The 21,991-nt window shown below is 69.7% G+C and carries 21 protein-coding genes; 19 read left to right on the top strand and 2 right to left on the bottom strand.

The genetic code is table 11. The features are described from left to right. Positions 1-56: 56 nt before the first annotated feature. Positions 57-2,750, bottom strand: coding sequence for a LuxR C-terminal-related transcriptional regulator (locus U4012_RS15015; protein WP_321799567.1), 2,694 nt, complete (start codon positions 2,748-2,750; stop codon positions 57-59). Positions 2,751-3,005: 255 nt separating this feature from the next. On the opposite strand from U4012_RS15015, the gene U4012_RS15010 reads away from it, so the two are divergent. The 14 genes from U4012_RS15010 to U4012_RS14945 all read left to right on the top strand — a co-directional run bounded on the left by U4012_RS15010 (position 3,006) and on the right by U4012_RS14945 (position 15,541). Next, entirely contained in the window at positions 3,006-3,989 is a 984-nt protein-coding gene (locus tag U4012_RS15010) for a universal stress protein (RefSeq protein WP_321799565.1), read from the top strand. A gap of 33 nt (positions 3,990-4,022) precedes the next feature. Beyond that, complete coding sequence (locus U4012_RS15005; protein WP_321799563.1) at positions 4,023-5,003, top strand: quinone oxidoreductase; 981 nt, start codon at positions 4,023-4,025, stop codon at positions 5,001-5,003. 10 nt (positions 5,004-5,013) lie between these two features. Continuing rightward, a complete protein-coding gene (locus U4012_RS15000; RefSeq protein ID WP_321799561.1) occupies positions 5,014-5,862 on the top strand; it encodes a TauD/TfdA dioxygenase family protein in 849 nt (282 codons plus the stop codon). A 120-nt stretch (positions 5,863-5,982) separates the two neighbouring features. Beyond that, positions 5,983-7,038 carry a 3-keto-5-aminohexanoate cleavage protein gene (locus U4012_RS14995; RefSeq protein WP_044843535.1) on the top strand — a complete coding sequence of 352 codons (1,056 nt, stop codon included), beginning with the start codon at positions 5,983-5,985 and terminating at the stop codon, positions 7,036-7,038. A gap of 164 nt (positions 7,039-7,202) precedes the next feature. After that, positions 7,203-8,531 (top strand): MFS transporter, encoded by a 1,329-nt coding sequence (locus U4012_RS14990; protein WP_321799558.1) that lies wholly within the window; start codon positions 7,203-7,205, stop codon positions 8,529-8,531. Between the two features lie 22 nt (positions 8,532-8,553). Beyond that, entirely contained in the window at positions 8,554-9,147 is a 594-nt protein-coding gene (locus U4012_RS14985; protein ID WP_321799556.1) for an RBBP9/YdeN family alpha/beta hydrolase, read from the top strand. Between the two features lie 124 nt (positions 9,148-9,271). Continuing rightward, a complete protein-coding gene (locus U4012_RS14980) occupies positions 9,272-9,445 on the top strand; it encodes a hypothetical protein (RefSeq protein WP_174389514.1) in 174 nt (57 codons plus the stop codon). A 1-nt stretch (position 9,446) separates the two neighbouring features. Continuing rightward, positions 9,447-9,833 carry a type II toxin-antitoxin system death-on-curing family toxin gene (locus U4012_RS14975; RefSeq protein ID WP_044843532.1) on the top strand — a complete coding sequence of 129 codons (387 nt, stop codon included), beginning with the start codon at positions 9,447-9,449 and terminating at the stop codon, positions 9,831-9,833. Positions 9,834-10,138: 305 nt separating this feature from the next. Continuing rightward, the gene (locus U4012_RS14970) at positions 10,139-11,305 is read left to right on the top strand and encodes an ABC transporter substrate-binding protein (RefSeq protein WP_044843531.1); all 1,167 of its coding nucleotides are present in this window, start codon (positions 10,139-10,141) and stop codon (positions 11,303-11,305) included. 49 nt (positions 11,306-11,354) lie between these two features. Beyond that, a complete protein-coding gene (locus tag U4012_RS14965) occupies positions 11,355-12,434 on the top strand; it encodes an ABC transporter ATP-binding protein (protein WP_321799551.1) in 1,080 nt (359 codons plus the stop codon). Positions 12,435-12,579: 145 nt separating this feature from the next. Next, on the top strand, positions 12,580-13,452 hold the full coding sequence (locus tag U4012_RS14960; protein ID WP_321799549.1) for a sugar ABC transporter permease: 873 nt from the start codon (positions 12,580-12,582) through the stop codon (positions 13,450-13,452). Next, positions 13,452-14,375 (top strand): ABC transporter permease, encoded by a 924-nt coding sequence (locus tag U4012_RS14955; protein WP_321799547.1) that lies wholly within the window; start codon positions 13,452-13,454, stop codon positions 14,373-14,375. The genes U4012_RS14960 and U4012_RS14955 overlap by 1 nt, the downstream gene beginning before the upstream one ends. A 228-nt stretch (positions 14,376-14,603) precedes the next feature. Then, positions 14,604-15,041 carry a hypothetical protein gene (locus tag U4012_RS14950; protein WP_044843527.1) on the top strand — a complete coding sequence of 146 codons (438 nt, stop codon included), beginning with the start codon at positions 14,604-14,606 and terminating at the stop codon, positions 15,039-15,041. A 287-nt stretch (positions 15,042-15,328) separates the two neighbouring features. Continuing rightward, positions 15,329-15,541 (top strand): hypothetical protein, encoded by a 213-nt coding sequence (locus U4012_RS14945; RefSeq protein ID WP_044843526.1) that lies wholly within the window; start codon positions 15,329-15,331, stop codon positions 15,539-15,541. A gap of 344 nt (positions 15,542-15,885) precedes the next feature. Here U4012_RS14945 and U4012_RS14940 read toward each other — a convergent pair whose 3' ends face one another. Then, positions 15,886-16,851, bottom strand: a complete 966-nt coding sequence (locus U4012_RS14940; RefSeq protein ID WP_321799545.1) for a D-2-hydroxyacid dehydrogenase — start codon at positions 16,849-16,851, stop codon at positions 15,886-15,888. A gap of 394 nt (positions 16,852-17,245) precedes the next feature. On the opposite strand from U4012_RS14940, the gene U4012_RS14935 reads away from it, so the two are divergent. The 5 genes from U4012_RS14935 (at position 17,246) to U4012_RS14915 (ending at position 21,970) form a co-directional block, all read left to right on the top strand. Further along, complete coding sequence (locus U4012_RS14935; protein WP_044843524.1) at positions 17,246-18,436, top strand: CaiB/BaiF CoA transferase family protein; 1,191 nt, start codon at positions 17,246-17,248, stop codon at positions 18,434-18,436. Between the two features lie 29 nt (positions 18,437-18,465). Then, positions 18,466-19,431 carry a hydroxymethylglutaryl-CoA lyase gene (locus U4012_RS14930; protein ID WP_321799542.1) on the top strand — a complete coding sequence of 322 codons (966 nt, stop codon included), beginning with the start codon at positions 18,466-18,468 and terminating at the stop codon, positions 19,429-19,431. A 19-nt stretch (positions 19,432-19,450) separates the two neighbouring features. Continuing rightward, the gene (locus U4012_RS14925) at positions 19,451-19,834 is read left to right on the top strand and encodes a VOC family protein (protein ID WP_044843522.1); all 384 of its coding nucleotides are present in this window, start codon (positions 19,451-19,453) and stop codon (positions 19,832-19,834) included. 294 nt (positions 19,835-20,128) lie between these two features. Beyond that, positions 20,129-20,956, top strand: a complete 828-nt coding sequence (locus U4012_RS14920; protein WP_257773225.1) for an alpha/beta hydrolase — start codon at positions 20,129-20,131, stop codon at positions 20,954-20,956. A gap of 120 nt (positions 20,957-21,076) precedes the next feature. Further along, positions 21,077-21,970 (top strand): LysR family transcriptional regulator, encoded by an 894-nt coding sequence (locus U4012_RS14915; RefSeq protein WP_044843520.1) that lies wholly within the window; start codon positions 21,077-21,079, stop codon positions 21,968-21,970. The last annotated feature ends 21 nt before the right edge of the window (positions 21,971-21,991 follow it).

Raw genomic sequence — 21,991 nt, 5'->3', positions numbered from 1 at the left:
GCGGCTCAAGGCCAGTTAAGGTCGCTTCGGACGTGCGCAGGCGGGCAACGCGCGCGTCAAGGCGCGCTTTCGAGCAACCCGAGCACCAGCGCGCGGCGCACCGCATGCTTGCGCGAGCTGGCGTCGAGCTTGCCGAACAGGTTCTTCAGGTGCCACTTCACGGTTTCCTCGCCGACGGCGAGCGCCACCGCGATCTCCTTGTTCGACAGGTTGCGCGCGAGCAGCTCGAGGATCGCGCGCTCCTTGGGCGTCAGCACGACGCTCGGCACCGCGCGCGGGCTGGCCGTGCTGCGCGGCGCGGGCGGCACGATGCGCGGCTGCGGCTGCGCGGGCCGGGCGGGTCCGTCGCCCGCGGCCGTCTCGTCGCCGATGCGGCGCGCCCAGTCGGCGACGGCCGGATGCGCGTCGGCGAGCGTGCGCGTGAGGCCGAACATGTCCGCGAGGTTCATCGCCTCGTCGAGCAGCGCGCGGCCGCCGTGCCCGGACTGTTCGAGCGCGAACGCGCTGAGCGCCATGATCTCGATGCGCTCGCGTCCCATGCTCATTTCGCGGGCCAGCACGGCGGCTTCGTCGAGCGCCGCGCACGCATCGTCCCAGCGGCGCGCGGCAAGCGCGGCGCCCGCGTGCGCCATCGCCTGCAGCAGCACGACGGGGCGCCGCCACAGCGGCCCGTGCGACGGAAACTCGGCCGCGGCAATCGCATCGATCCGCTCGACCAGCGCATGGCAGGTCGCCTCGCGATAGCGCGCCGCGTGAATGCGCACCTGCTCGGCGAGGCTCGCGACCGACAGGCGCGGCAGCCGGCGCGCGACGCCCATCGCGTCGAGCGCCTCGAGCAGGTCGATCGCGCGATGCTCGACGCCGCGCAGCAGCGCGATGCGCGCGGCCGTGCGGTAGCCGAGCAGCACGGTGTCGGGCGTGCCCGCGTGCTCGAGCACGTCGAGCCGGTTCGCGAGCAGCGCGGCGGCCTGGTCGACGCGATCGGCTTCGCAGGCGATCGCCGCGCACATCGCCGCGAGCATGCAGGTCAGCGGATGGCGGCGGCCGAGGTCCGCTTCCGCGCGCGCGAGCGCCGGCGACAACGCGTCGTCCGCGAGCCGGATCTGGCCTTCGCGCAGATAGCTAAGACCGGTGATCAGCTCGCCCCAGCGCGCGACGTAGCCGAACCCGGCCGCGGTCGCGCCGCGCGGCGCGGCCTGCTGGAAGCGGCGCGCCTGCGCCGGTTCGCCGACGATGATCGCGCGCGCCGACAGGCGGTTCGCGTGCATCTGCGCGAGCCAGGTCGCCGCGGGCGGCGTGAAGTCGGCCCACGGTTCGAACAGCTCGACGAAATGGTCGATTTCGTCCGCGTAGTAGGCGGCCGCACTGAGGATCAGCGCGCATTCGTAGCGCATCGCGGCCGGTGTGCCGGGGTCGGCGAGGATGCCGGCGATCTGGCGCCGCGCCTCGACATGGCGCTCGCCGAGCGCCAGCGCCCACGCGACCGCGATCCGCAGCGTCGGGCGCTTGTCGAGTTCCGCATCGGGCAGCAGCGCGAGCCAGTCGAGCACGTCGTTGATGCGGCCCTGCTTGATCGCGTCCTCGAGGCAGCGCTGCGCGAGCGCGTATGCCGTCTCGAACTGGCCGGCCGCATACGCGTGGCGCGCCGCTTCCTCCGTCATCCCGTGCGCGTTGAGCCACGCGGCCGCGCGTGCGTGCAGCGCGCTGCGGTCCGCTTCGGCGCTCGTCGTCAGACGGTCGCGCAGCGTATCGCGCACGAGCGGATGCAGCCGGCACCAGTCGGATGCGTCGGACGCGATGAACAGCGGCGTGTCGCGCGCGAGCCGTGCGAGCCGGCCGGGGGCGGCCGCGTCGTCGAGCAGCGCGGCGCACAGCGACGGATGCAGGCGGTCGGCAACGCTCGTGTGGGTCAGGAACGCGGTGTCGTCGGCCGACAAATTCGCGAGCAGCAGTTCGACGAGCCGGTCGCGGGTGCCGTCCATGCGCGCGGCGAGCGCATCGACGGCCTGGCGCGGATCGGCCGAGCGCGCCATCGCGGCCATCGCGAGCTGCAGCCCGAGCGGCCAGCCGTCGACGCGCTCGAACAGCCGCGCGCACGCGTCGGCGTCGACCCGCTGCGCAAAGCGCGCGCCGACCAGCGCGATCGTCTCGTCGAGCGTGAAGCGCAGCCAGTCGGGGCCCGCGAGCGTGCATTGCCCGCCGGCGAGCAGGTCGCCGGCCGCGTGATCGAGCCCGCGCCGGGCCGCGACGACCACCCGCAGGTTCTGCGGCGCGTTGTGCAGCACGTAGGTCAGCGCGTCGAGGCCGGCGGCGGGCAGCCGCTCCGCATCGTCGACGATCAGCAGCGCGTCGATCGACAGTTGCGCGACCTCGGCCAGCCACGCGGTCAGCCCCTCCAGCGCGCGGGCCGCGCCGTCCGGAATCAGGCGCCCGAACGCGGGCCGCGCGCAACCGGTGCGCACCGCCTGCACGAGCCCCTGCAGCAGGCGCGGCGCGTCGTCGCGCTCGTCGGCGGACAGCCACACGACCGCGCGGCCGAGCGCGAGCGATTCGCGCCGCCATTGCGCGAGCAGCGAGGTCTTGCCGTAGCCGGCCGGCGCCTGCACGAGCGTGACGGGCCGGGCGTCGAACGCCGCCGCGGCGAGGCTCAGCCGCGCGCGCACGAGCAACTGCGCCGGCACGCGCGGCGCGGTCGTCTTCAGCACGAGTTCGGTGGGGGGCGCGTCGGCGCGATCGGGTGGGTGGGCCATCGGGGCAGCAGTCGGAATCCGGCGCTGCCGTGCAGGCCGGCGTCCGGGGTGGGCGTGGGGGGAAGGATCGGCCGAACCGCGTTCGCGCGTCAATCCCCCCCCGCGGCGAGTGGGGCCGCGCCGCCGCCCGGCCGATAGCATGGGTTCCGAGGCGTGACGAACGCGATTGACGAATGCAACGGGGAGGGGCCATGAACATCGTATCGACCGGCGCGCGCCGCAGCGCGCCGAGCGCCGGATAAACGGAGCGGCACGATGTATCGCCATCTGCTCGTGACGGTCGACGGCGTGCCCGGCGGCATCGACGCGATCGGCCATGCGCTCGAACTGGCGCGTGCGGTCGGCGCGCGGGTCACGTTCATGCTGTCCGGCGCGGCGCCGCAATCGCCTGGTTCCGACTCGCGTTTATCCGGAGCGCGGATGCCGGAACACGGTGCGAAAGTGGAAGCCGCCGCCCGGGCCCAGGGCCTGTCCCATGCGATCGCGGCGGCCGGCGATCCGGCGGCCGGCGATCCGGGGGCCGGTCAGCCGGCGGCCGGCGGCACGACGCCCGCCACGCTCGCCGGCGAACTCGGCTGCGACCTGATCGGCGTGGCGGCGCTGCCGCACGATGCCGATGCCGGCGCGGCCGCGCAACGGCGGTTGCTGCTCGCGACGAGCGGCGTGCCGGTGCTCGTGTGCCCGGCGCGGCGTGCGCCGGCAGAGGCGCGCGTGATGGCCCGCTGTCTCGCCGCACATCGCGCGCTCGGCGCGCAGTTGCAGGCGCTGACGCAGTTGCAGGCGCCGACGCTGGCGAGCGAAGACCCGGCCACGACAACGCGGCCGGCCGCCGAGTCGGCCCGCACGCTCGCGGTGCACGCCGCGTTGGCGTCGCTCGCGGCGCTGCAGGACGCGCGTTCCGGGCCGTCCGCCGAAGCACGCCTGTGCGCGGCATTGCGCAGACGGGCGGAGAGCACCGCGGCCGAACTCGACGAGCTCGACCGCCAGCGGCGCCGCGATGCGCACGCGCTCGACGCGCTGGCGCGGCTCGCCGCCGACGGCTTGCCGTCGGCCGCGTTCGATGCAGCGCTCGCCGTCTATGCGCGCGGCGCGTTCGAGCAGATGGGGCGCATGGAAGGCGTGATTTTCCCGGCCGCGCGGCGCTATTTGAGCGACGCCGACTGGACCGAACTGGACGCGCCTCCGGCGAGCGGCTCAGCCGCGACGACGCCGGGCGCGGACGAACCCGACGATGCGTGACGCGCATCCGACTGAAACCCTACGGAGAACCAGATGGCACATGCAGTGCGATTCCACGAAACCGGCGGCCCCGACGTGCTGCGCTGGGAAGCGGTCGAAGTCGGCGACCCGGGCGCGGGGCAGGTCCGCCTGCGGCACGAGGCCGTCGGCCTGAACTTCGCCGACACGTATTTCCGCAGCGGCCTGTATCCGGTGCCGCTGCCGGCCGGAATCGGCGTCGAGGCCGCCGGCGTGGTCGAGGCCGTCGGCCCCGGCGTGACGAACGTCGCCGCCGGCGACCGGGTGACCTACACCGGCTTCCTGAACACGCTCGGCGCGTACAGCACCGAACGGCTGATCGCCGCCGCGCCGCTCGTGAAGCTGCCGGCCGGGATCGCCTGCGAAACGGCCGCGGCGATGACGATGCGCGGCCTGACGTCGGCGTACCTGTTGCGCCGCATCCACGCGTTCGCGCCGGGCGACACGATCCTGCTGCACGCGGCCGCGGGCGGCGTCGGGTTGATCGTGTCGCAATGGGCGAAGCTGCTCGGGCTCACGGTGATCGGCACCGTGTCGAGCGAGCACAAGGCCGCGATCGCCCGCGCGCATGGCTGCGACCATACGATCGACTACAGCCGCGAGGACGTCGCGAAGCGCGTGCGCGAACTGACGGACGGCGCCGGCGTCGACGTCGTGTTCGACAGCGTCGGCAAGGACACCTTCGAGGGCTCGCTCGATTCGCTGAAGCGGCGCGGGCTGATGGTCTGCGTCGGCACCGCGTCGGGCCCGATCCCGCCGTTCGACCCGCAGCGCCTCGCGATGAAGGGCTCGCTGTACCTGACGCGCCCGGCGCTGGCCGACTACATCGCCGATCCGGCCGAGAAGAACGACCTGGCCGGCGAGTTGTTCGCGCACGTCGCGGCCGGCCGCATCCGGATCGAGATCAACCAGCGTTACGCGCTGCAGGACGCGGCGCAGGCGCACCGCGATCTCGAGTCGCGCAAGACGACCGGCTCGTCGGTATTCATCGTCTGAGGAGACGCGCATGCGAGTCGAACCCCTGACCTGTGCGATCGGCGCGGAGCTGCTGGACGTGAGCCTCGCCGACGCCGTGCACGACGACGGCCTGTTCGCCGAAATCCGCACGCAGCTGCTGCGCCATCGCGTGCTGTTCCTGCGCGACCAGGACATCACGCGCGCCGAGCACGTCGCGTTCGCGCGCCGCTTCGGCGAGCTCGAGGATCATCCGGTCGCCGGCAGCGATCCCGAGCGCCCGGGGCTCGTGCGGATCTACAAGTCGCCCGACCAGCCGAACGACCGCTACGAGAATGCGTGGCACAGCGATGCGAGCTGGCGCGTGGCGCCGCCGCTCGGCTGTGTGCTGCGCTGCATCGAGGGTCCGCCGGTTGGCGGCGACACGATGTGGGCGAACATGGTGCTCGCATACCAGAACCTGCCGGAACACGTGAAGCAGCAGATCGAAGACTTGCGCGCACGCCACAGCATCGAGGCGAGCTTCGGCGCGGCGATGCCGGTCGACAAGCGCCTCGCGCTGAAAGCGCAGTATCCGGACGCAGAGCATCCGGTCGTGCGCACGCATCCCGAAACCGGCGAGAAGGTGCTGTACGTGAACGCGTTCACGACGCACTTCACGAACTTCCATACGCCCGGGCGCGTGCGCTTCGGGCAGGACGCGAATCCGGGCGCCGGCCAGCTGCTGCAATACCTGATCAGCCAGGCTTACATCCCCGAATACCAGGTGCGCTGGCGCTGGAAGAAGAACAGCGTCGCGATCTGGGACAACCGCAGCACCCAGCATTACGCGGTGATGGACTACCCGCCGTGCGTGCGCAGGATGGAGCGCGCGGGCATCGTCGGCGACGTGCCGTTCTGAACGCGCCCGCACCTTAACCGACTCGCAACCCTGTACACGCCGCGCCGGGCCAGCCGCCCGGCGCGGCGGGATACGCACGCCCGTACGCTTGCACTAAAACGATTCCCACTGGAGGACGACATGCAATTTCTCGACGATTCGCTGCACCCGGAAAACCAGGACAAGGTAGTCATCACAGTCGCGCCGTACGGCCCCGAATGGATGCCCGCCGACTTTCCGGAAGACATTCCGGTGACGATGGACGAGCACGTGCAGAAGGCCGTCGACTGCTACAACGCGGGCGCGACGGTGCTGCACCTGCACGTGCGCGAGCTCGACGGCAAGGGCAGCAAGCGGCTGTCGAAATTCAACGAGCTGCTCGGCCGGCTGCGCGAGGCGGTGCCCGACATGATCCTGCAGGTCGGCGGCTCGATCTCGTTCGCGCCGGAAGGCGACGGCGCCGAGGCGAAATGGCTGTCCGACGACACGCGCCACATGCTCGCCGAGCTGACGCCGAAGCCCGACCAGGTGACGGTCGCGATCAACACCGTGCAGATGAACATCACCGAGCTGATGAACCGCAAGGACATCGCCGGCACGTCGCTGAACGAAGCCGCGCTGTGGGACGCGTACCGCGAGATGACCGTGCCGGCCGGCCCCGGCTGGGTCGACGAGCACCTGCGCCGGCTGCAGGCGGCCGGCATCCAGCCGCATTTCCAGCTCACCGGCATGCATGCGCTCGAAACGCTCGAGCGGATCATCCGCCGCGGCGTCTATCGCGGGCCGCTGAACGTCACGTGGGTCGGCATCGGCGGCGGCTTCGACGGCCCGAATCCGTACAACTTCATGGAATTCGTGCGGCGCTGCCCGGACGGCGCGTGCATCACGCTCGAATCGCTGATGAAGAACGTGCTGCCGATCAACACGGTCGCGATGGCGCTGGGCCTGCATCCGCGCTGCGGGATCGAGGACACGATCATCGACCAGAAGGGCAACCGGATGACGTCGGTGCAGCAGGTCGAGCAGTGCGCGCGGATCGCGCGCGAACTCGGGCGCGAGATCGCCACCGGCAAGGAGGCGAAGGCGATCTACCGGATCGGCGTGCAGTACGACGGCGTCGACGAGACGCTCGCGCAGCTCGGGATGGCGCCGAACCGCCGGCCGGGCCAGCTGAGCGTGCCGCTGCGCGCGGCCTGACGCACCGGGCGACCGTGCAACCGGGCGGCCCGCGAGCGCCGCCCGCCGATCGATGTGGCGCGGCACCCACCCTCGCGCGGTGCGCGAGGCAAGCTCCGACGAACGGAGCGGGGCCGCGCAAGCCGCGCCGGCGCGTTGCCGCACCGGTGCCGGAGGAGACACGCATGCTGATTCATCACGTCGAGCCGTCGCTGCAGGACGTGGCGGCCACCGGGCGGCGCGCGCCGGCCTATGCCTGGCTCGTGTTCGGGCTGACCGTCGGCCTGCTGCTGTCGGACTACATGTCGCGGCAGGTGCTCAATGCCGTGTTTCCGCTCCTCAAGCACGCGTGGGGACTGTCGGACACGCAGCTCGGTTCGCTGTCCGGCGTCGTCGCGCTGCTGGTCGGCCTGCTGACGTTCCCGCTGTCGGTGCTCGCCGACCGCTTCGGCCGCGTGCGCAGCATCGTGCTGATGGCCGCGCTGTGGAGCGTCGCGACACTCGGCTGCGCGCTGTCGACCAACTACGCCCAAATGCTGGTTGCGCGCGGCCTCGTCGGGCTCGGCGAAGCCGCGTACGGCAGCGTCGGCGTCGCACTGATCCTCAGCATCTTTCCGGCGCGCCTGCGCGCGACGCTGACCGGCGCGTTCATGGCCGGCGGCGCGTTCGGCTCCGTGTTCGGGATGGCGCTCGGCGGCCTCGTCGGCGCGCATCTCGGCTGGCGCTGGTCGTTCGGCGTGATGGCCGCGCTCGGCATCGTGCTGCTCGTCGCGTACCGCGGCGTGGTCACCGAACGGCGGCTCGCGGCCTGCCGCGTCGAACCGTGCCGGCCCCATGCCGATGCGCCGCGCGACCTGCGCGGCAGCGCGCGCGCGCTGATGTCGGGGCTGTTCGCATCGCGTTCGGTGATCTGCGCGTATGTCGGCAGCGGGCTGCACCTGTTCGTGCCCGGCGCGCTGTTCGCGTGGCTGCCGAGCTACCTGAACCGTTATTACGCGATGGCGCCGGACCGCGCCGCGGTGCTTGCGGCCGGCTTCGTGCTGCTGTCGGGCGTCGGGATGGTCGGCTGCGGGATCGTCACCGACCGTGTCGGCAAAACCGACGGCAAGCGCAAGTGGCTGACCGCGATCGCGTATTGCGTGCTGACGGGCGTGTGCCTCGCCGCCGCGTTCCGGCTGCCGCCCGGGCCGCTGCAACTCGCGCTGATCTGCGCGGGCATGCTGGTCGGTGCGGGCGCGTCCGGCGCATCGGGCGCGATGGTCGCGAACCTGACGCCCGCCGCGATCCATGCATCGGCGTTCGCGACGCTCACGCTCGCCAACAACCTGCTCGGCATGGCGCCGGGCCCCCTGCTGACGGGGTGGGTCGCCGATCGCGCCGGCCTCGTCGGCGCACTGCAATGGATTCCCGTCGTGCCGCTCGCGGCCGCCGTGCTGTTCGCGATCGGACGCGCGAGCTACGCGGCCGATCTCGCGCGCGTCGAACGCGAACGGCGCGCGTCCCACCTTTCCTGAACCGAACCCTCCCGGAGGCTGCATGACCCTGGCGACCGCGCCCACCATCCTGATCGTGCCCGGCTTGCGCGATCACGTCGAAGACCATTGGCAGACGCATCTGCAACGACGCCTGCCGAACGCACGGTCCGTCGCACCGCTCGAAGCCGACAAGCTGAGCCGCGCCGCGCGCGTCGCGGCACTCGATGCGGCGCTCGCCGCGATCGACGGCCCCGTGATTCTGGTCGCGCACAGCGCGGGCGTGATGATCACGGTGCACTGGGCACGGCAGGCCACGCGCAAGATCCACGGCGCGCTGCTCGCGGCGCCGGCCGATCTCGACACGCCAATGCCCGCCGGTTATCCGGCGCCCGACGCGATCGCCGCGAACGGCTGGACTCCGGTACCGACCGGGCGGCTGCCGTTTCCGAGCGTCGTGGCCGCGAGCCGCAACGATCCGCTCGCGCGCTTCGAACGCGTCGAAGTGCTCGCGGCCGGGTGGGGCAGCAAGCTCGTCGATCTCGGCGAAGTCGGGCATCTGAATCCGGCGTCCGGGTTTGGCGAGTGGCGGGATGCGGAGCGGCTGATCGGGGAAGTCGCGGCACTCGGCAAAAGCCGTTACAGCTTGTCGGGCTGACGTCGCCGCCATCGTCCGGGCGCTTCGGCGCCACTTCGGGTGCTATGATTGTCGCCAACGCGGCCGCTCGGTTCGAGCGCAGGCAAGCGGCTGATTATTCATGCTTTTATGATGGAAAACTGTCATGGCCCCCAAAAGAAAGACGCTGTATGGGGTTGAACTGAAACCCCGCACGATCATCCGGCCCACGACGGAAGTCAAGGCTTCAACGGAAACCGAGAAAGGTGACGTGCTCCGCGCTGCCCGAAAAGTCATTTCCGAACACCGAGACGTGCTGATCGCGTTGAAGGATCGTTGATTTGCTGGACCTTGATTACGTCATCACGATTCATGACGAGATAATCCGGGACCTTGGCGGCTTGGGCGGATTTGCTCATGCCGGCCGGGGCGGTGTCGAGGCCGCCCTGCATCGCGTCGACAATCACGCCCATTACGCCGGCCTCGATGACGTGTTCGGGATTGCCGCAACCTATGCGGTTGCCATCGCGCGCGGGCATGTCTTCAACGATGCCAACAAGCGCACCGGTCTCACCTGTGCATTGACCTATATGGAACGGCAGGGGATCACGATTCCTCGCCTCGCCGATCTCGAGGACCTCATGGTCGATGTGGCGGACGGCAATGTCAGCAGCGAAGAACTGGCCGATTACTTCAGCGCAGTCTGGGAATTGTCTCTGTCCCGCTGACGACGTCGCGTCGTCGGCTTTTCAGTCGTTCTTGATCACTCGACACCACGCACTGACTCGATTGCTGCCCAGGCGTCCGATCGCGCGGAGCTTCAATCAGCGCTAATTTGATATACGACGTCCTAACACGTCGAACCTCTGTTGCCCCGGCGCGCCGCGAAATCATCAAATCGTCGACTACCGGAAGGCTTCTGTTAGGGAAATTCCCGCCCCGCGCCAGTCGGTTTTTTGTTGACCGACATCGTATAACGCCGTCATGATTTCCTGAAAAGAAAGGTCCCATCCACCGACCGAAGTGAGGAGACATGAACGCCACCCCGATCGCTCGCCGTGTCCGCCGGATCGCACTCGCGCTGGGTTTCACGCTGTCGGCCGCGGCAGCCGTTGCCGCACCCGTATCGCTGAACGTCGTCGACGTCGCGGGCAACCTGCAGCTCACGCAGAAGGCCATCGAGGCGTTCAAGGAGAAGAACCCGAATCTCGTCGCGAACGTCACGTTCACGAACGCGCCCGCGCCGCAGCTGCCGGGCAAGATCAAGGCGATGCAGGCGGCGGGGCGCGCCGACATCGATCTCGTGCTGACCGGCACCGACGCGCTGGCCGCCGGCATCGAGCAGAACCTGTGGCTGAAGCTGCTTCCCGACAACGCGGGCGCGTTTCCCGGCGTGCTCGACCGGTACGCGCCCGGCCCGCGCAAGATGCAGGATGTCGCGCAAGGCTTCGGCCTCGAAGTGACCTACATGCCGGCCGGCCCGCTGCTCGAATACAACCCGGCGAAGGTCGCCGACCCGCCGAAGACGCCCGAACAGCTGCTCGCGTGGTGCAAGGCGCATCCGAACAAGCTGATCTACGCACGCCCGGCGAACTCGGGCCCCGGCCGCACGTTCCTGATGGGGCTGCCGTACGTGCTGGGCGACAAGAACCCGCAGGATCCGATCAACGGCTGGGACAAGACCTGGGCGTTCCTGAAGCAGCTCAACGACTGCGTGCCGTACTACCCGGGCGGCACGTCGGCCGTGATGAAGGAGCTCGGCGAAGGCACGCGCGACATGACCGTGACCGTCACCGGCTGGGACCTCAACCCGCGCGCGCTCGGCATCGTGCCGGCCGACTTCCGGATCCAGGCGTTCGACAACATGACGTGGGTCAACGACGCGCACTACATGGTGATTCCGAAGGGCGTGGCGAAGGACAAGCTCGACGTGCTGTTCAAGCTGATGAACTTCCTGCTCGAACCGGCGCAGCAGGCGATGACCTACGACGACGGCTACTTCTATCCGGGCCCGGCGGTGAAGGGCGTGACGCTCGAGATGGCGCCCGCGCACAGCCAGGAAGTGATCAGGAAGTTCGGCCGCCCCGAGTACGCGAAGCTGCTCGCGGAGCGTCCGCACGTGCAGCCGCTCAACGCGCAGGCGATGGTCGCCGCGTTCCAGAAGTGGGACCGCGAGATCGGGTCGCAGAAGTCGAAATGACGGATGAACCCGCGGGTGCCGCGGCGCCCGCGCCGACGGAGTTCGCGTAATGAAGCACAGTTTCGAACGGTTGCGGCTCGACGGCGTGTGCCGCAGCTTCACCAACGCGGAGGGCGCGCAGGTCGCCGCACTGAACGGGCTCGATCTCGACATCCGGCGCGGCGAGTTCGTCGCGCTGCTCGGCCCGTCGGGCTGCGGCAAGTCGACCGCGCTGAACTGCATCGCCGGGCTGCAGCCGCTCACGAGCGGCGGCATCTGGCTCGACGACACGCGCATCGACGTGCTGCCGCCCGAGCGCCGCGGCTTCGGCATGGTGTTCCAGAACTACGCGCTGTTTCCGCACATGTCGGTGCTCGAGAACGTCGGCTTCGGGCTGAAGATGCGCGGCGTGCCGAAGCAGGAAACGCGGCGGCGCGCGCAGCAGGCGCTCGAACTCGTGCAGCTCGTGGGCCACGAGGGCAAGCTGCCCGGGCAGCTGTCGGGCGGGCAGCAGCAGCGCGTCGCGATCGCGCGCGCGATCGTCATCGAGCCGCCGCTGGTGCTGATGGACGAGCCGCTGTCGAACCTCGACACGAAGCTGCGCATCGAGATGCGCGCCGAGATCCGCCGCATCCACACGCAACTCGAACGCGCGACGATCTACGTGACGCACGACCAGGACGAGGCGCTGTCGATGGCCGACCGGATCGTCGTGATGAAGGAGGGCGTCGTGCAGCAGGTCGCGTCGCCGAAGGACGTGTACACGCGCCCGCACAACCTGCACGTCGCGCGCTTCATGGGCTATCGCAACGTGCTGCCATTCACGCTCGAAGGCATGGCCGGCGATTACGTGAACGTCGCCGCCGCGGGTGTGCGCATCACCGGCGTGCCGATGGCGGGCTTCGACGGCAAGGACGTCGTGGTCGCGCTGCGCCCCGACGACGTCGAGCGCGCGGACGAAGGCGCCGACAACGCCTTCGACGCGACAGTCGAAACGGTCGAATACGGCGGCCGCGACTCGCTCATTCGCGCGATCACGCCGTTCGGCCCGATCTGGGCGCGCATCGCCGGCGAATTCGCGCAGGGCGAACGGCTGCGGCTGCGCGTGAGCCCGGCGCGCACGCTCGTCTATGCGGGAGACGCGCGATGAACGGCCGCGACGCCGCATGCGCGGCAGCGCGCCCCCGGGAGGCCAGCATGAAAACCATCCCCGATCGCCGCCGGACGCACATTCCTGCGCAACGGAATGCTTCTGTCGGGCACTGTCGAAACAGCACTTGCAAAGGCAGGGCCGCATGAGCACGCTCGCGACCGGCGGCGCGGTGCGCGACGCGAAGGCGTGGCTCGTCACGCCCGCACTCGCGTTCATCATCGCGCTGTTCATCTATCCGTTCGCGTACGGCCTCGTGCTGTCGTTCCAGCCGACGAACGGCGGCGGCGTGCTCGCGAACTACGTGCAGTTCTTCACCGACACCGCGATGTGGCCGACCGTGCTCGTCACGCTGAAGCTCGCGGTGCCGGCGACGCTGATCAACGTCGGCATCGCGGTGCCCGTGGCGTTCGCGCTGCGTCGCAACTCGCCGTACCAGAAGTTCGTCACGACGCTGCTCGTGATTCCCGTCACGCTCGGCACGGTGCTCGTCGCCGACGGGATGCTCACGTACTTCGGCCCGAACGGCTGGTTCCCGCAGGCGCTGCAAGGGCTGCACCTGTACACCGACGAGGTGCGCCTCACGCACAACTACTGGGGCGTGCTGCTGTCGCTGATCGTGTCGGGCTTTCCGTTCGCGTTCCTGCTGATGCTGTCGTACATCAGCGGCATCGACCCGACGCTCGCGCGCGCCGCGGCCACGCTCGGCGCGAACCCGTGGCAGCAGTTCCGGCGGATCTACCTGCCGCTGCTCGTGCCGGGGCTCACGATGGCCGCGTGCCTGTCGTTCGTGCAGGCGTTCTCGGTGTTCCCGTCGGCCGTGCTGCTCGGCGCGCCGGCCGGGCCGACGCGGGTGATCTCGATCGCGGCCGCCGAAGCCGCGTTCGAGAGCTACGACTATTCGCTCGCGTCGGCGATCGCGATCGTGATGGGCTTCGTGCAGCTGCTGGTGGTCGCGTCGATGCTCGGCGCGCGCCGCTTCTTCTATACCGGTCCGGTCACGGGAGGCAAGGGCTGATGGCGACCGACAATCATGCCGCGCCGGCGTGGCCGCCGAAGCACAGCCCACCCGGCACGCAGCCGGTCAACGCGATGAAGCCGCGCAAACTGCGCGGCAGCCTCGCCGGCCGTGCGTGGAAGGCGCTCGTGTGGGGGCTGATGGCGTTCTTCCTGCTGAACGTGATGCTGCTGATCGCGACCGTCGCGGTGAACTCGGTCGCGACGCGCTGGTTCGGCACGCCGCTGCCGCAGGGCTTCACGCTGCACTGGTATGCCAAGGCGTGGGAAGACTTCCAGCTCGCGAGCGTGCTGTGGGTGACGGTCGAAGTGGTCGGCGCGGTGGTGCTGCTGTCGGTCGCGCTCGGCGTGCCGGCCGCCTATGCGCTCGCGCGCGTGCAATTCCGCGGCAAGCGTTTCGCGCTGCTGGTGTTCCTGCTGCCGCTGATGGTGCCGCCCGTCACGTACGGGATCCCGATGGCGACCGTGATGTACAAGGTCGGGCTCGCGGGCACGCTGCCGGGCGTGATCCTCGCGAACCTGGTGCCGGCGCTGCCGTTCGTGATCCTCGTGATGACGCCGTTCATCGAGCAGATCGATCCGAACCTCGAAGCCGCCGCGCGCATCTTCGGCGCGAACACGTGGCGCTATTTCCGCTACGTGCTGCTGCCGCTGCTGGTGCCCGGCATGCTCGCGGCAGGGCTGCTCGTGTTGGTGCGCACGATCGGGATGTTCGAGCTGACTTTCTTCACCGCGGGCCCGAGCACGCAGACGCTCGTCGTCGCGCTGTATTACGCAGTGTTCTCGACCGGCGTGCGCGCGCCGCAGTCGATCGACGCGATGGCGATGATCTACATGGCCATCACGCTCGTGTGGGTCGTGATCGCGCTGCAGTTCGTGAGCCCGACGCAGCTCGTGAGTCGCGTGAAGCAGGAGCGGCAGTAGGCGTCCACGTGTGGCGGCGTGCGTTAACGCGGCTCAACGCGAAGGACAGCGGCGGCGCAGCGATGCAGGCGGTCCGCCGATGCTTGCGCGCGCCATCCGTGCAATTGGTTACAAATGGATACCGCGAACCGTGCACGGACGTTGCAGACTACGCAGCGTACCGGCCCGGCGATACGTTCGCTCGCATCGCCGCATGCCGCCCGACGTTCACCCGATTCGCGGAGTTCCATGAAGTTTCCCACGCTGCTCACGCTCGGCTGTGCGGCCACGCTGCTTGCCGCCTGCAACCTGCTCCATGACGGCCCCGGATCGAGCGACGTCGATGCCGCGGTGCGCCGCGCGCTCGAAGCGGAAAACCACGGCGGCCTGAATGCGCTGTTCGGCCAGCCGCTGCCCGTGTCGGCCGACGTGATCTCCGCGAAACCCGACGGCGACTGCAGGAAGGTCGGCGAACGGACCTACACGTGCGACGTCGTGGTCACGTGGCGCAACCACGACTACGCGCCGTCGCGCGCGAACCTGACCTTCGTCGAGGCCGCCGACGGTTCGTGGCAGACCTCGGGCGTCGACGCGGCCATCGCGACCGGCGCCGCCAAATCGCTGATCGACAGAATCGGCAAGGCGTGGCCCGGCAACGCGGCGAGCGGCGCATCGGCACCGCAGTGACGCGGCCGGCGACGGGCTTCGCTGCGCTTTCTTCAGAGGACGCTCCCGGCGAGCGGAGCCGTACCGTTTTCCACAGGACCGCTGGCGGACTGCGCGAACGGTCCGGCGGGCGCCGCGACCGTGGCGGCGCCCCATCTTGTTCGACCCGCGCTCGAGCCCGATTAGCGGCGAAAAAAGGGCACAACCGCAACCGGGTACCGGTCGAACCCATCCTCGGTATGCGGATCGGAATATAGGGAAAACCCTTAATTCGAGCTATAATCACGGCCTAGAAGAAAGGTCGAACCATGCCCGAACGTCTCCAATCCCTTGAAAAATTTGTGTTTTCCCTGGTCGTGATGTCCGCGGTCTTCTGCTCCGCATTCCTCGCGTACGAGCGTCACCCCGAGATCAAGATCGCGCTGCACGAAGGCGAAGCGCTGATGCGCGAAAGCGCCAAGTATTCGGTCATCTGCTCGCCGTCCAAGGTCGATCCTTGCGTCGAGATGTCCGCTTACTGATCGATCTTCGCGTCGAGGCTCGCGCGCCGGTCGGCGCGCGGCAGCGAACGGCGTCCTGGGCACCGTTTCATCAGTTTTGGACTCGTCCTGCAGATTTGGCGGCCTGAATTCCTTGAAGTAGCGCCCATCAGGAATTCGGAAACCGGCCGCAAGGCAGGGCGGATGCACGAACCCGTAACGTGCCGAGTCGCTGGCGTAAGCAGCCCCCATTCCGTCGGCCCCGCTTCGAGCAATCGAGCGGGGCCGCTCCATTTGCGCGGGCCATCTGCGCGCCCCATTTACACGGCCCTGACTGCACGGCCCGAATTCGCGCGGCCCGCAGGTTCGGTCCGCAGCGACCGGCGTCACACCACCTGCGTCGGTTCGCCGCGCGCAAACGCGGCAACGTTGTCGACGAGCTGATCGGCCAGTGCCCGCATCGCCTCGTCGCTCGCCCACGCGACATGAGGCGTCAGGATGAACGCCGGATGCGACAGGATCGCGTGGAACGGATGCGCGGCCGGCAGCGGCTCCTGCGTGACCACGTCGAAGCCGGCGCCGGAAATCTGCCCGGCCTGCAGCGCGTCGACGAGTGCACCTTCATCCACGAGCCCGCCGCGCGCGGTGTTGATCAGCAGCGGCCGGCGCGCCGTCCGCGCGAACGCGGCCGCGTCGATCAGGCCGCGGGTCGCCGGCGTGAGCGGGCAGTGCAGCGTGATCACGTCGCTGTCGCGCAGCAGCGTGTCGAGCGGCACGTGCCCGGCGCCCCGCGCAGCGCCGTGCGCGGCGAACAGCACGCGCATGCCGAGCGCGCGGGCGATGCCGGCCACCGCGCGGCCGAGCACGCCGTCGCCGACGATCCCGAGCGTCGCGCCGGCCAGGTCGCGGATCGGATGATCGAAGAAGCAGAACTGTCCGCTGTCGAGCCAGCGCCCCGCGCGCACCGCGTCGCGATACGCGACGAGGCTGCGCCGCAGCGCGAAGATCAGCGCGAACGTGTGCTCGGGCACCGTGTGCACCGCATACCCGCGAATGTTGCTGACGACGATGCCGCGCGCGGCGCACGCATCGAGATCGACGATGTCGGTACCGGTCGCGGCGATCGCAATCATTTTCAGGTGCGGCGCACGGTCGAGCGCCGTCGCGTCGAGCCGGACCTTGTTGGTCACGACGATGTCCGCGTCGCCGATACGCGCGGCCACTTCGTCCGCGGCCGTCCGTTCGAAGGTCCGCAGCGCGTGCGGAAACGGAAACGGCTTCAGCACGGTCTTCGGCGACAGCGTCGCGCGGTCGAGAAACACGATCTGCGCAGGAGAGGAACTGGAAAACATGGCGGGCCTCGCTGACGGGCGCCCGGCGGGCGCGCAACGGCAACGATTCTGCCAACGGCGCATGCGATCGGGCTTGCGCATTGCGCGAGCGCACTTTCCCGCGCGGAAAACGTCGGTGCCATCCGTGCACGGCCGGCCCGACGACTTCCCGGTTCACTGTTCCGTCGCACGAGCCGCTGTGGCAGCGCCCCGTCGTGCTGCAGGCGATGGCGCACGCGGGCGCCGCTGGGACGATGCGTGTGCGGCGCTCGACGAAGCCGCCGTGCTGGCCCGCGAAATGAGCCACGCGCCCCTTTCCGTTCAGGAAAGGCTGGTTGAGCATCGATCGATTTTCGCCGGATGCGAACGCCGTCATGATCGCCGTCATCGACAACACGATTTTCAGGAGACAGTCATGACGCGCCCCCTGGACGGTATCCGCGTGCTGGAACTCGGCCAACTGATCGCCGGGCCGTTCGCGGGCCGGATGCTCGCCGAATTCGGCGCGGACGTGATCAAGGTGGAGCCGCCCGGCGTCGGCGACCCGCTGCGCAAATGGCGGCTGCTGCACGACGGCACGTCGGTCTGGTGGGCCGCGCAGTCGCGCAACAAGCGCTCGCTCGCGCTCGACCTGCGCACGCCCGAAGGGCAGGACGTCGTGCGCCGCCTCGTCGCCGGGACCGACGTGCTGATCGAGAACTTCCGGCCCGGCACGCTGGAAGGCTGGGGGCTCGACTGGGAGACGCTGTCCGCGATCAACCCGCGGCTCGTGATGCTGCGCGTATCGGGCTTCGGCCAGACCGGCCCGTATCGCGACCGGCCCGGCTTCGGCGTGATCGCCGAAGCGATGGGCGGCCTGCGCCACCTGACCGGCGAGCCCGGCCGCACGCCGGTGCGCGTCGGCGTGTCGCTCGGCGATTCGCTGTCGGCGCTGCACGGCGTGATCGGCATCCTGCTCGCGCTGCGCCATCGCGAACAGCAGGGCGGCAAGGGCCAGGTCGTCGACGTTGCGCTGTACGAATCCGTCTTCAACATGATGGAAAGCCTGCTGCCCGAATACTCGGCGTTCGGCGCGGTGCGCGAGCCGGCCGGCAGCAGCCTGCCCGGCATCGCGCCGACCAACGCGTACCGCTGCCGCGACGGCAGGTACGCGTTGATCGCCGGCAACGGCGACAGCATCTTCCGGCGCCTGATGGCGCTGATCGGGCGCCCCGATCTCGGCGACGATCCCGCGCTCGCGCACAACGACGGGCGCGTCGCGCAGGTCGCGCGCATCGACGCGGCGATCGGCGAATGGAGCGCGCGGCTCGATCTCGACGACGTGCTCGCCGCGCTGCACGACGCACGCATCCCGTCCGGGCGCATCTACGACGTCGCTGACATCGCGGCCGATCCGCATTACCGCGCACGCGACATGATCGTCGACGCCGCGCTGCCCGACGGCACGCCCGTGCTCGTGCCGGGCATCGTGCCGAAACTCGGCGCGACGCCCGGATGCATCGAGCGTCCGGCGCCCGCGCTCGGCGCCGATACCGACGCGGTACTCGAATCGATCGGCATCGATGCCGCGACGCGCGACGACTGGCGCACGCGCGGCGTGATCTGAAGCGACCAACCTGCCACCGGGACGACGACATGAACCAGCCCCATCCCCAACGACTTTATATTCACGAAGTCGCGACACGCGACGGTTTCCAGAATGAAGCGGCGTTCGTCGACACCGACGACAAGATCGCGCTCGTCGACGCGTTGAGCGCGTGCGGCTACGCGAAGATCGAGGTCACGTCGTTCACGTCGCCGAAGGCGATCCCCGCGCTGCGCGACGCGGAAGCCGTGATGCACGGCATCGTGCGCGCGCCGGGCGTCGTCTATACGGTGCTCGTGCCGAACGTGCGCGGCGCTGAACGCGCGCTGTCGTGCGGCGTGGACGAGGTGAACCTCGTGATGTCGACGAGCGAGAGCCACAACCGCACGAACCTGCGGATGACACGCGAGCAGTCGTTCGCGCAACTGCGCGACGTGATCGACACGGTGCGCGGCACCGGCGTCGCGCTCAACGTGTCGCTGTCGACCGCGATGGGCTGCCCGATGGAAGGCGACGTGCGCGCGGAAACCGTGCTCGCGTGGATGCAGCGCTTCGCGGATCTCGGCGTGCACGGCTTCACGCTGTGCGACACGACCGGCATGGCGTATCCGTCCCAGGTGCGCGACCTGGCCGAACGCGCGCGCGAACGCTTCGGTGCGCTGCAGCTCACGCTGCACTTTCACAACACGCGCGGGATGGCGCTCGCGAACACGCTCGCCGCGCTCGACGCCGGCATCGACCGCTTCGACGCATCGCTCGGCGGCCTCGGCGGCTGTCCGTACGCGCCGGGCGCGACCGGCAACGCGTGCACCGAGGAGCTCGTGCACATGCTCGCGCTCGACGGCTACGATACGGGTGTCGACCTCGCGGGCGTGCTCGCCGCCGCCGCGCGGCTGCCCGCGCTGATCGGGCATGACGTGCCGAGCCAGATCCTGAAGGCCGGGCGCCGCTCGGACCTGCATCCGTCGCCGCGCGCCGAAGCCGGCCACATGCCGGCGCAGCAGGCTTTCTCGTAACCGAACCGGAGCGAATCACATGGCACTGATTGACCACCTCGACCACCTCGTGCTGACTTGCGTCGATCCGGAGCGGACGAAGCATTTCTATACCGAAGTGCTGCAGATGCAGCTCGAAACCTTCGGCGCGGGCCGGCTCGCGTTCCGCTTCGGCAACCAGAAGATCAACCTGCACGTGCGCGGCGCGGAGTTCGAGCCGAAGGCGCACGTGCCGGTGCCCGGCGCGCTCGACCTGTGCTTCATCGCGTCGGTGCCGCTCGACGACGTGATCGCGCATCTGCACCGCGTCGAATGGCCGATCGTCGAAGGGCCCGTCGAGCGCACCGGTGCGACGCAGAAGATCCGGTCGGTGTACGTGCGCGACCCGGACCTGAACCTGATCGAGATCTCCGAGCTGATCTGAGTTACGTTGCGTTGAATTGCACGGCGCGCGCGGCGGTCATCCCGAGCTGTCGTGCGGCGTGGGCGCAGCATCGCGTCCGTTCTGCCGGTTCCGCATGCGCCGGCGCGATGCGCCCGCCACGCAGCAATCCTCCGCCGAAAGCGGACAGGCGCGTACCGCACCCGCCGATTCCGGATAGGCGCGCCGCGTTGTACTGCGGATAATGGCGTGCATCGGCGCCGGTCCGTCCGCCGCCTTCGCAGCGGGCGCGACGCGCGTCCCGCGGATCCGCAATCCGACCCACGCACATTCCGAATGACGATCCTCTATCGCGGCATGGACCGCGCGGCGCTCGACGCCGCTTACCTGAACACGAAGGCCATTCCCGACTTCCCCGCGGTACTCGCGTCCTGCCAGGCGCGCAGTGCCGCGCTTTACGCCGCGACGCCCGCGCAGCGCGACCTGCGTTACGGGTCGCGCCCCGCGCAGCGCTTCGACTGGCTGCGCTGCGGCCGGCCCGGCGCGCCGCTGTTCGTGTTCATTCACGGCGGCTACTGGCAGCACTGCGCGAAGGAAGATTTCGCGTACGCGGCCGCCGGGCCCCTCGCACGCGGGTTCGATGTCGTGCTCGCCGAATACACGCTCGCACCGGCTGCATCGATGACCGACATCGTCGGCGAGATCGGCGCGCTGCTCGACCATCTCGCGGCCGATCCCGATCGCATCGGCACCGGCGGCCGGCCGATCCACCTGAGCGGCCACTCGGCAGGCGGTCACCTGAGCGCCGTGTATCGCGCGCATCCGGCGGTCGTGTCGGCGCTTGCGATCAGCCCGCTCGTCGATCTCGAGCCGATCTCGCTGTGCGTGCTCGGCGAGAAGCTTCGACTCACCGCGCAGGAAATCGCCGCCTACAGCCCGCTGCGTCATGTCGGCCCCGGTGCGCCGACCGTCGTCGCGGTCGGCGCGGCCGAGTTGCCGGAGCTCGTGCGCCATGCACATGAATACGCGCACGCATGCGAGGCGGCCGGCGAACCGGTTGCGCGCGCGTGGCTGCCGGGCATGCAGCACTTCACGGTACTCGACGATCTCGCGCGACCGGACAGCGCGATGCTCGCCGCACTGCAGGCGATCGCGCCGCGCTGAGCGCGCCGTCCTGCGTCGTTTCGCGCGATTTCGCCGCGTGCATGGCCGGGCGTATGATCGGCATCAAGCCGGTCGGGCGCCGTTCGCACGCGCCGCATGGCACACCCCAGGATCTTCGTCATGGTGAACCCGCTTCATTTCGATCTGCAGTCGCTGCGCGTGTTCGCGCTCGTCGCCGAGCACGGCAGCCTGACCAAGGCGGCCGAACACGGTCAGCTCACGTTGTCCGCGGTCAGCAAGCGGATCGCCGAACTCGAGAGCGTGACCGGCAGCGCGCTGTTCGTCCGGCATGCGCGCGGCGTCGAGCTGACGCCCGCGGGCCGCGCACTGCTCGAACATGCGGCGAAAGTGATCGAGCAGGTGAACCGGATGGCGCACGAGATGAGCGATTACGTCGCCGGCGTGCGCGGCCACATTCACGTGTGGACCAATACGTCGGCGATCGTCCAGTTCCTGCCGGCCGATCTCGCCGCGTTCCTGACCGACAACCCGGGCATCAAGGTCAGTCTCGAGGAAAGGCTGAGTCACGAGATCGTCGATGCGCTCGGGTCCGGCAAGGCCGATCTCGGCGTGTTCGCGGACAACGTGCCGGCGCCCGGCATCGAACGCCGGCTGTACCGGCGCGACGAGCTCGTGCTGCTCGTGCCGCGCGGGCATCGCTTCGCCGCGCGCGACAGCATCCGCTTCGCGGAGACGCTCGATGAAGACTACGTCGGCCTGAGCGACGGCAGTTCGCTGCTCGCGCGGATGACCGACGCCGCGTTCGCGGCCGAGCGCTCGCTGAAGCTGCGCATCCAGGTATCGAATTTCGACGGCGTGAGCCGAATGATCGAGGCCGGGCTCGGGATCGGCGTGCTGCCGCGCGATGCGGTGACGGGCGAGCGCGCGGCGCGGCTCGGCGTCGTGACGCTCGACGACGCGTGGGCGACGCGCACGCTGTGGGTCGGCGTGAAGGCCGGCACCGTGCTGACCACGGACATCGCGAAGCTGTTCGATTTCATGTCGGCGCGCTGAACGCGCTGAATGCGAGGAATG

This window comes from Burkholderia sp. BCC1988 (assembly GCF_905339895.1).
In the GTDB taxonomy this organism is placed as follows: domain Bacteria; phylum Pseudomonadota; class Gammaproteobacteria; order Burkholderiales; family Burkholderiaceae; genus Burkholderia.
The sequence above is the reverse complement of the archived record's forward strand: the minus strand, read 5'-3'. Positions and strand labels throughout refer to the sequence as shown.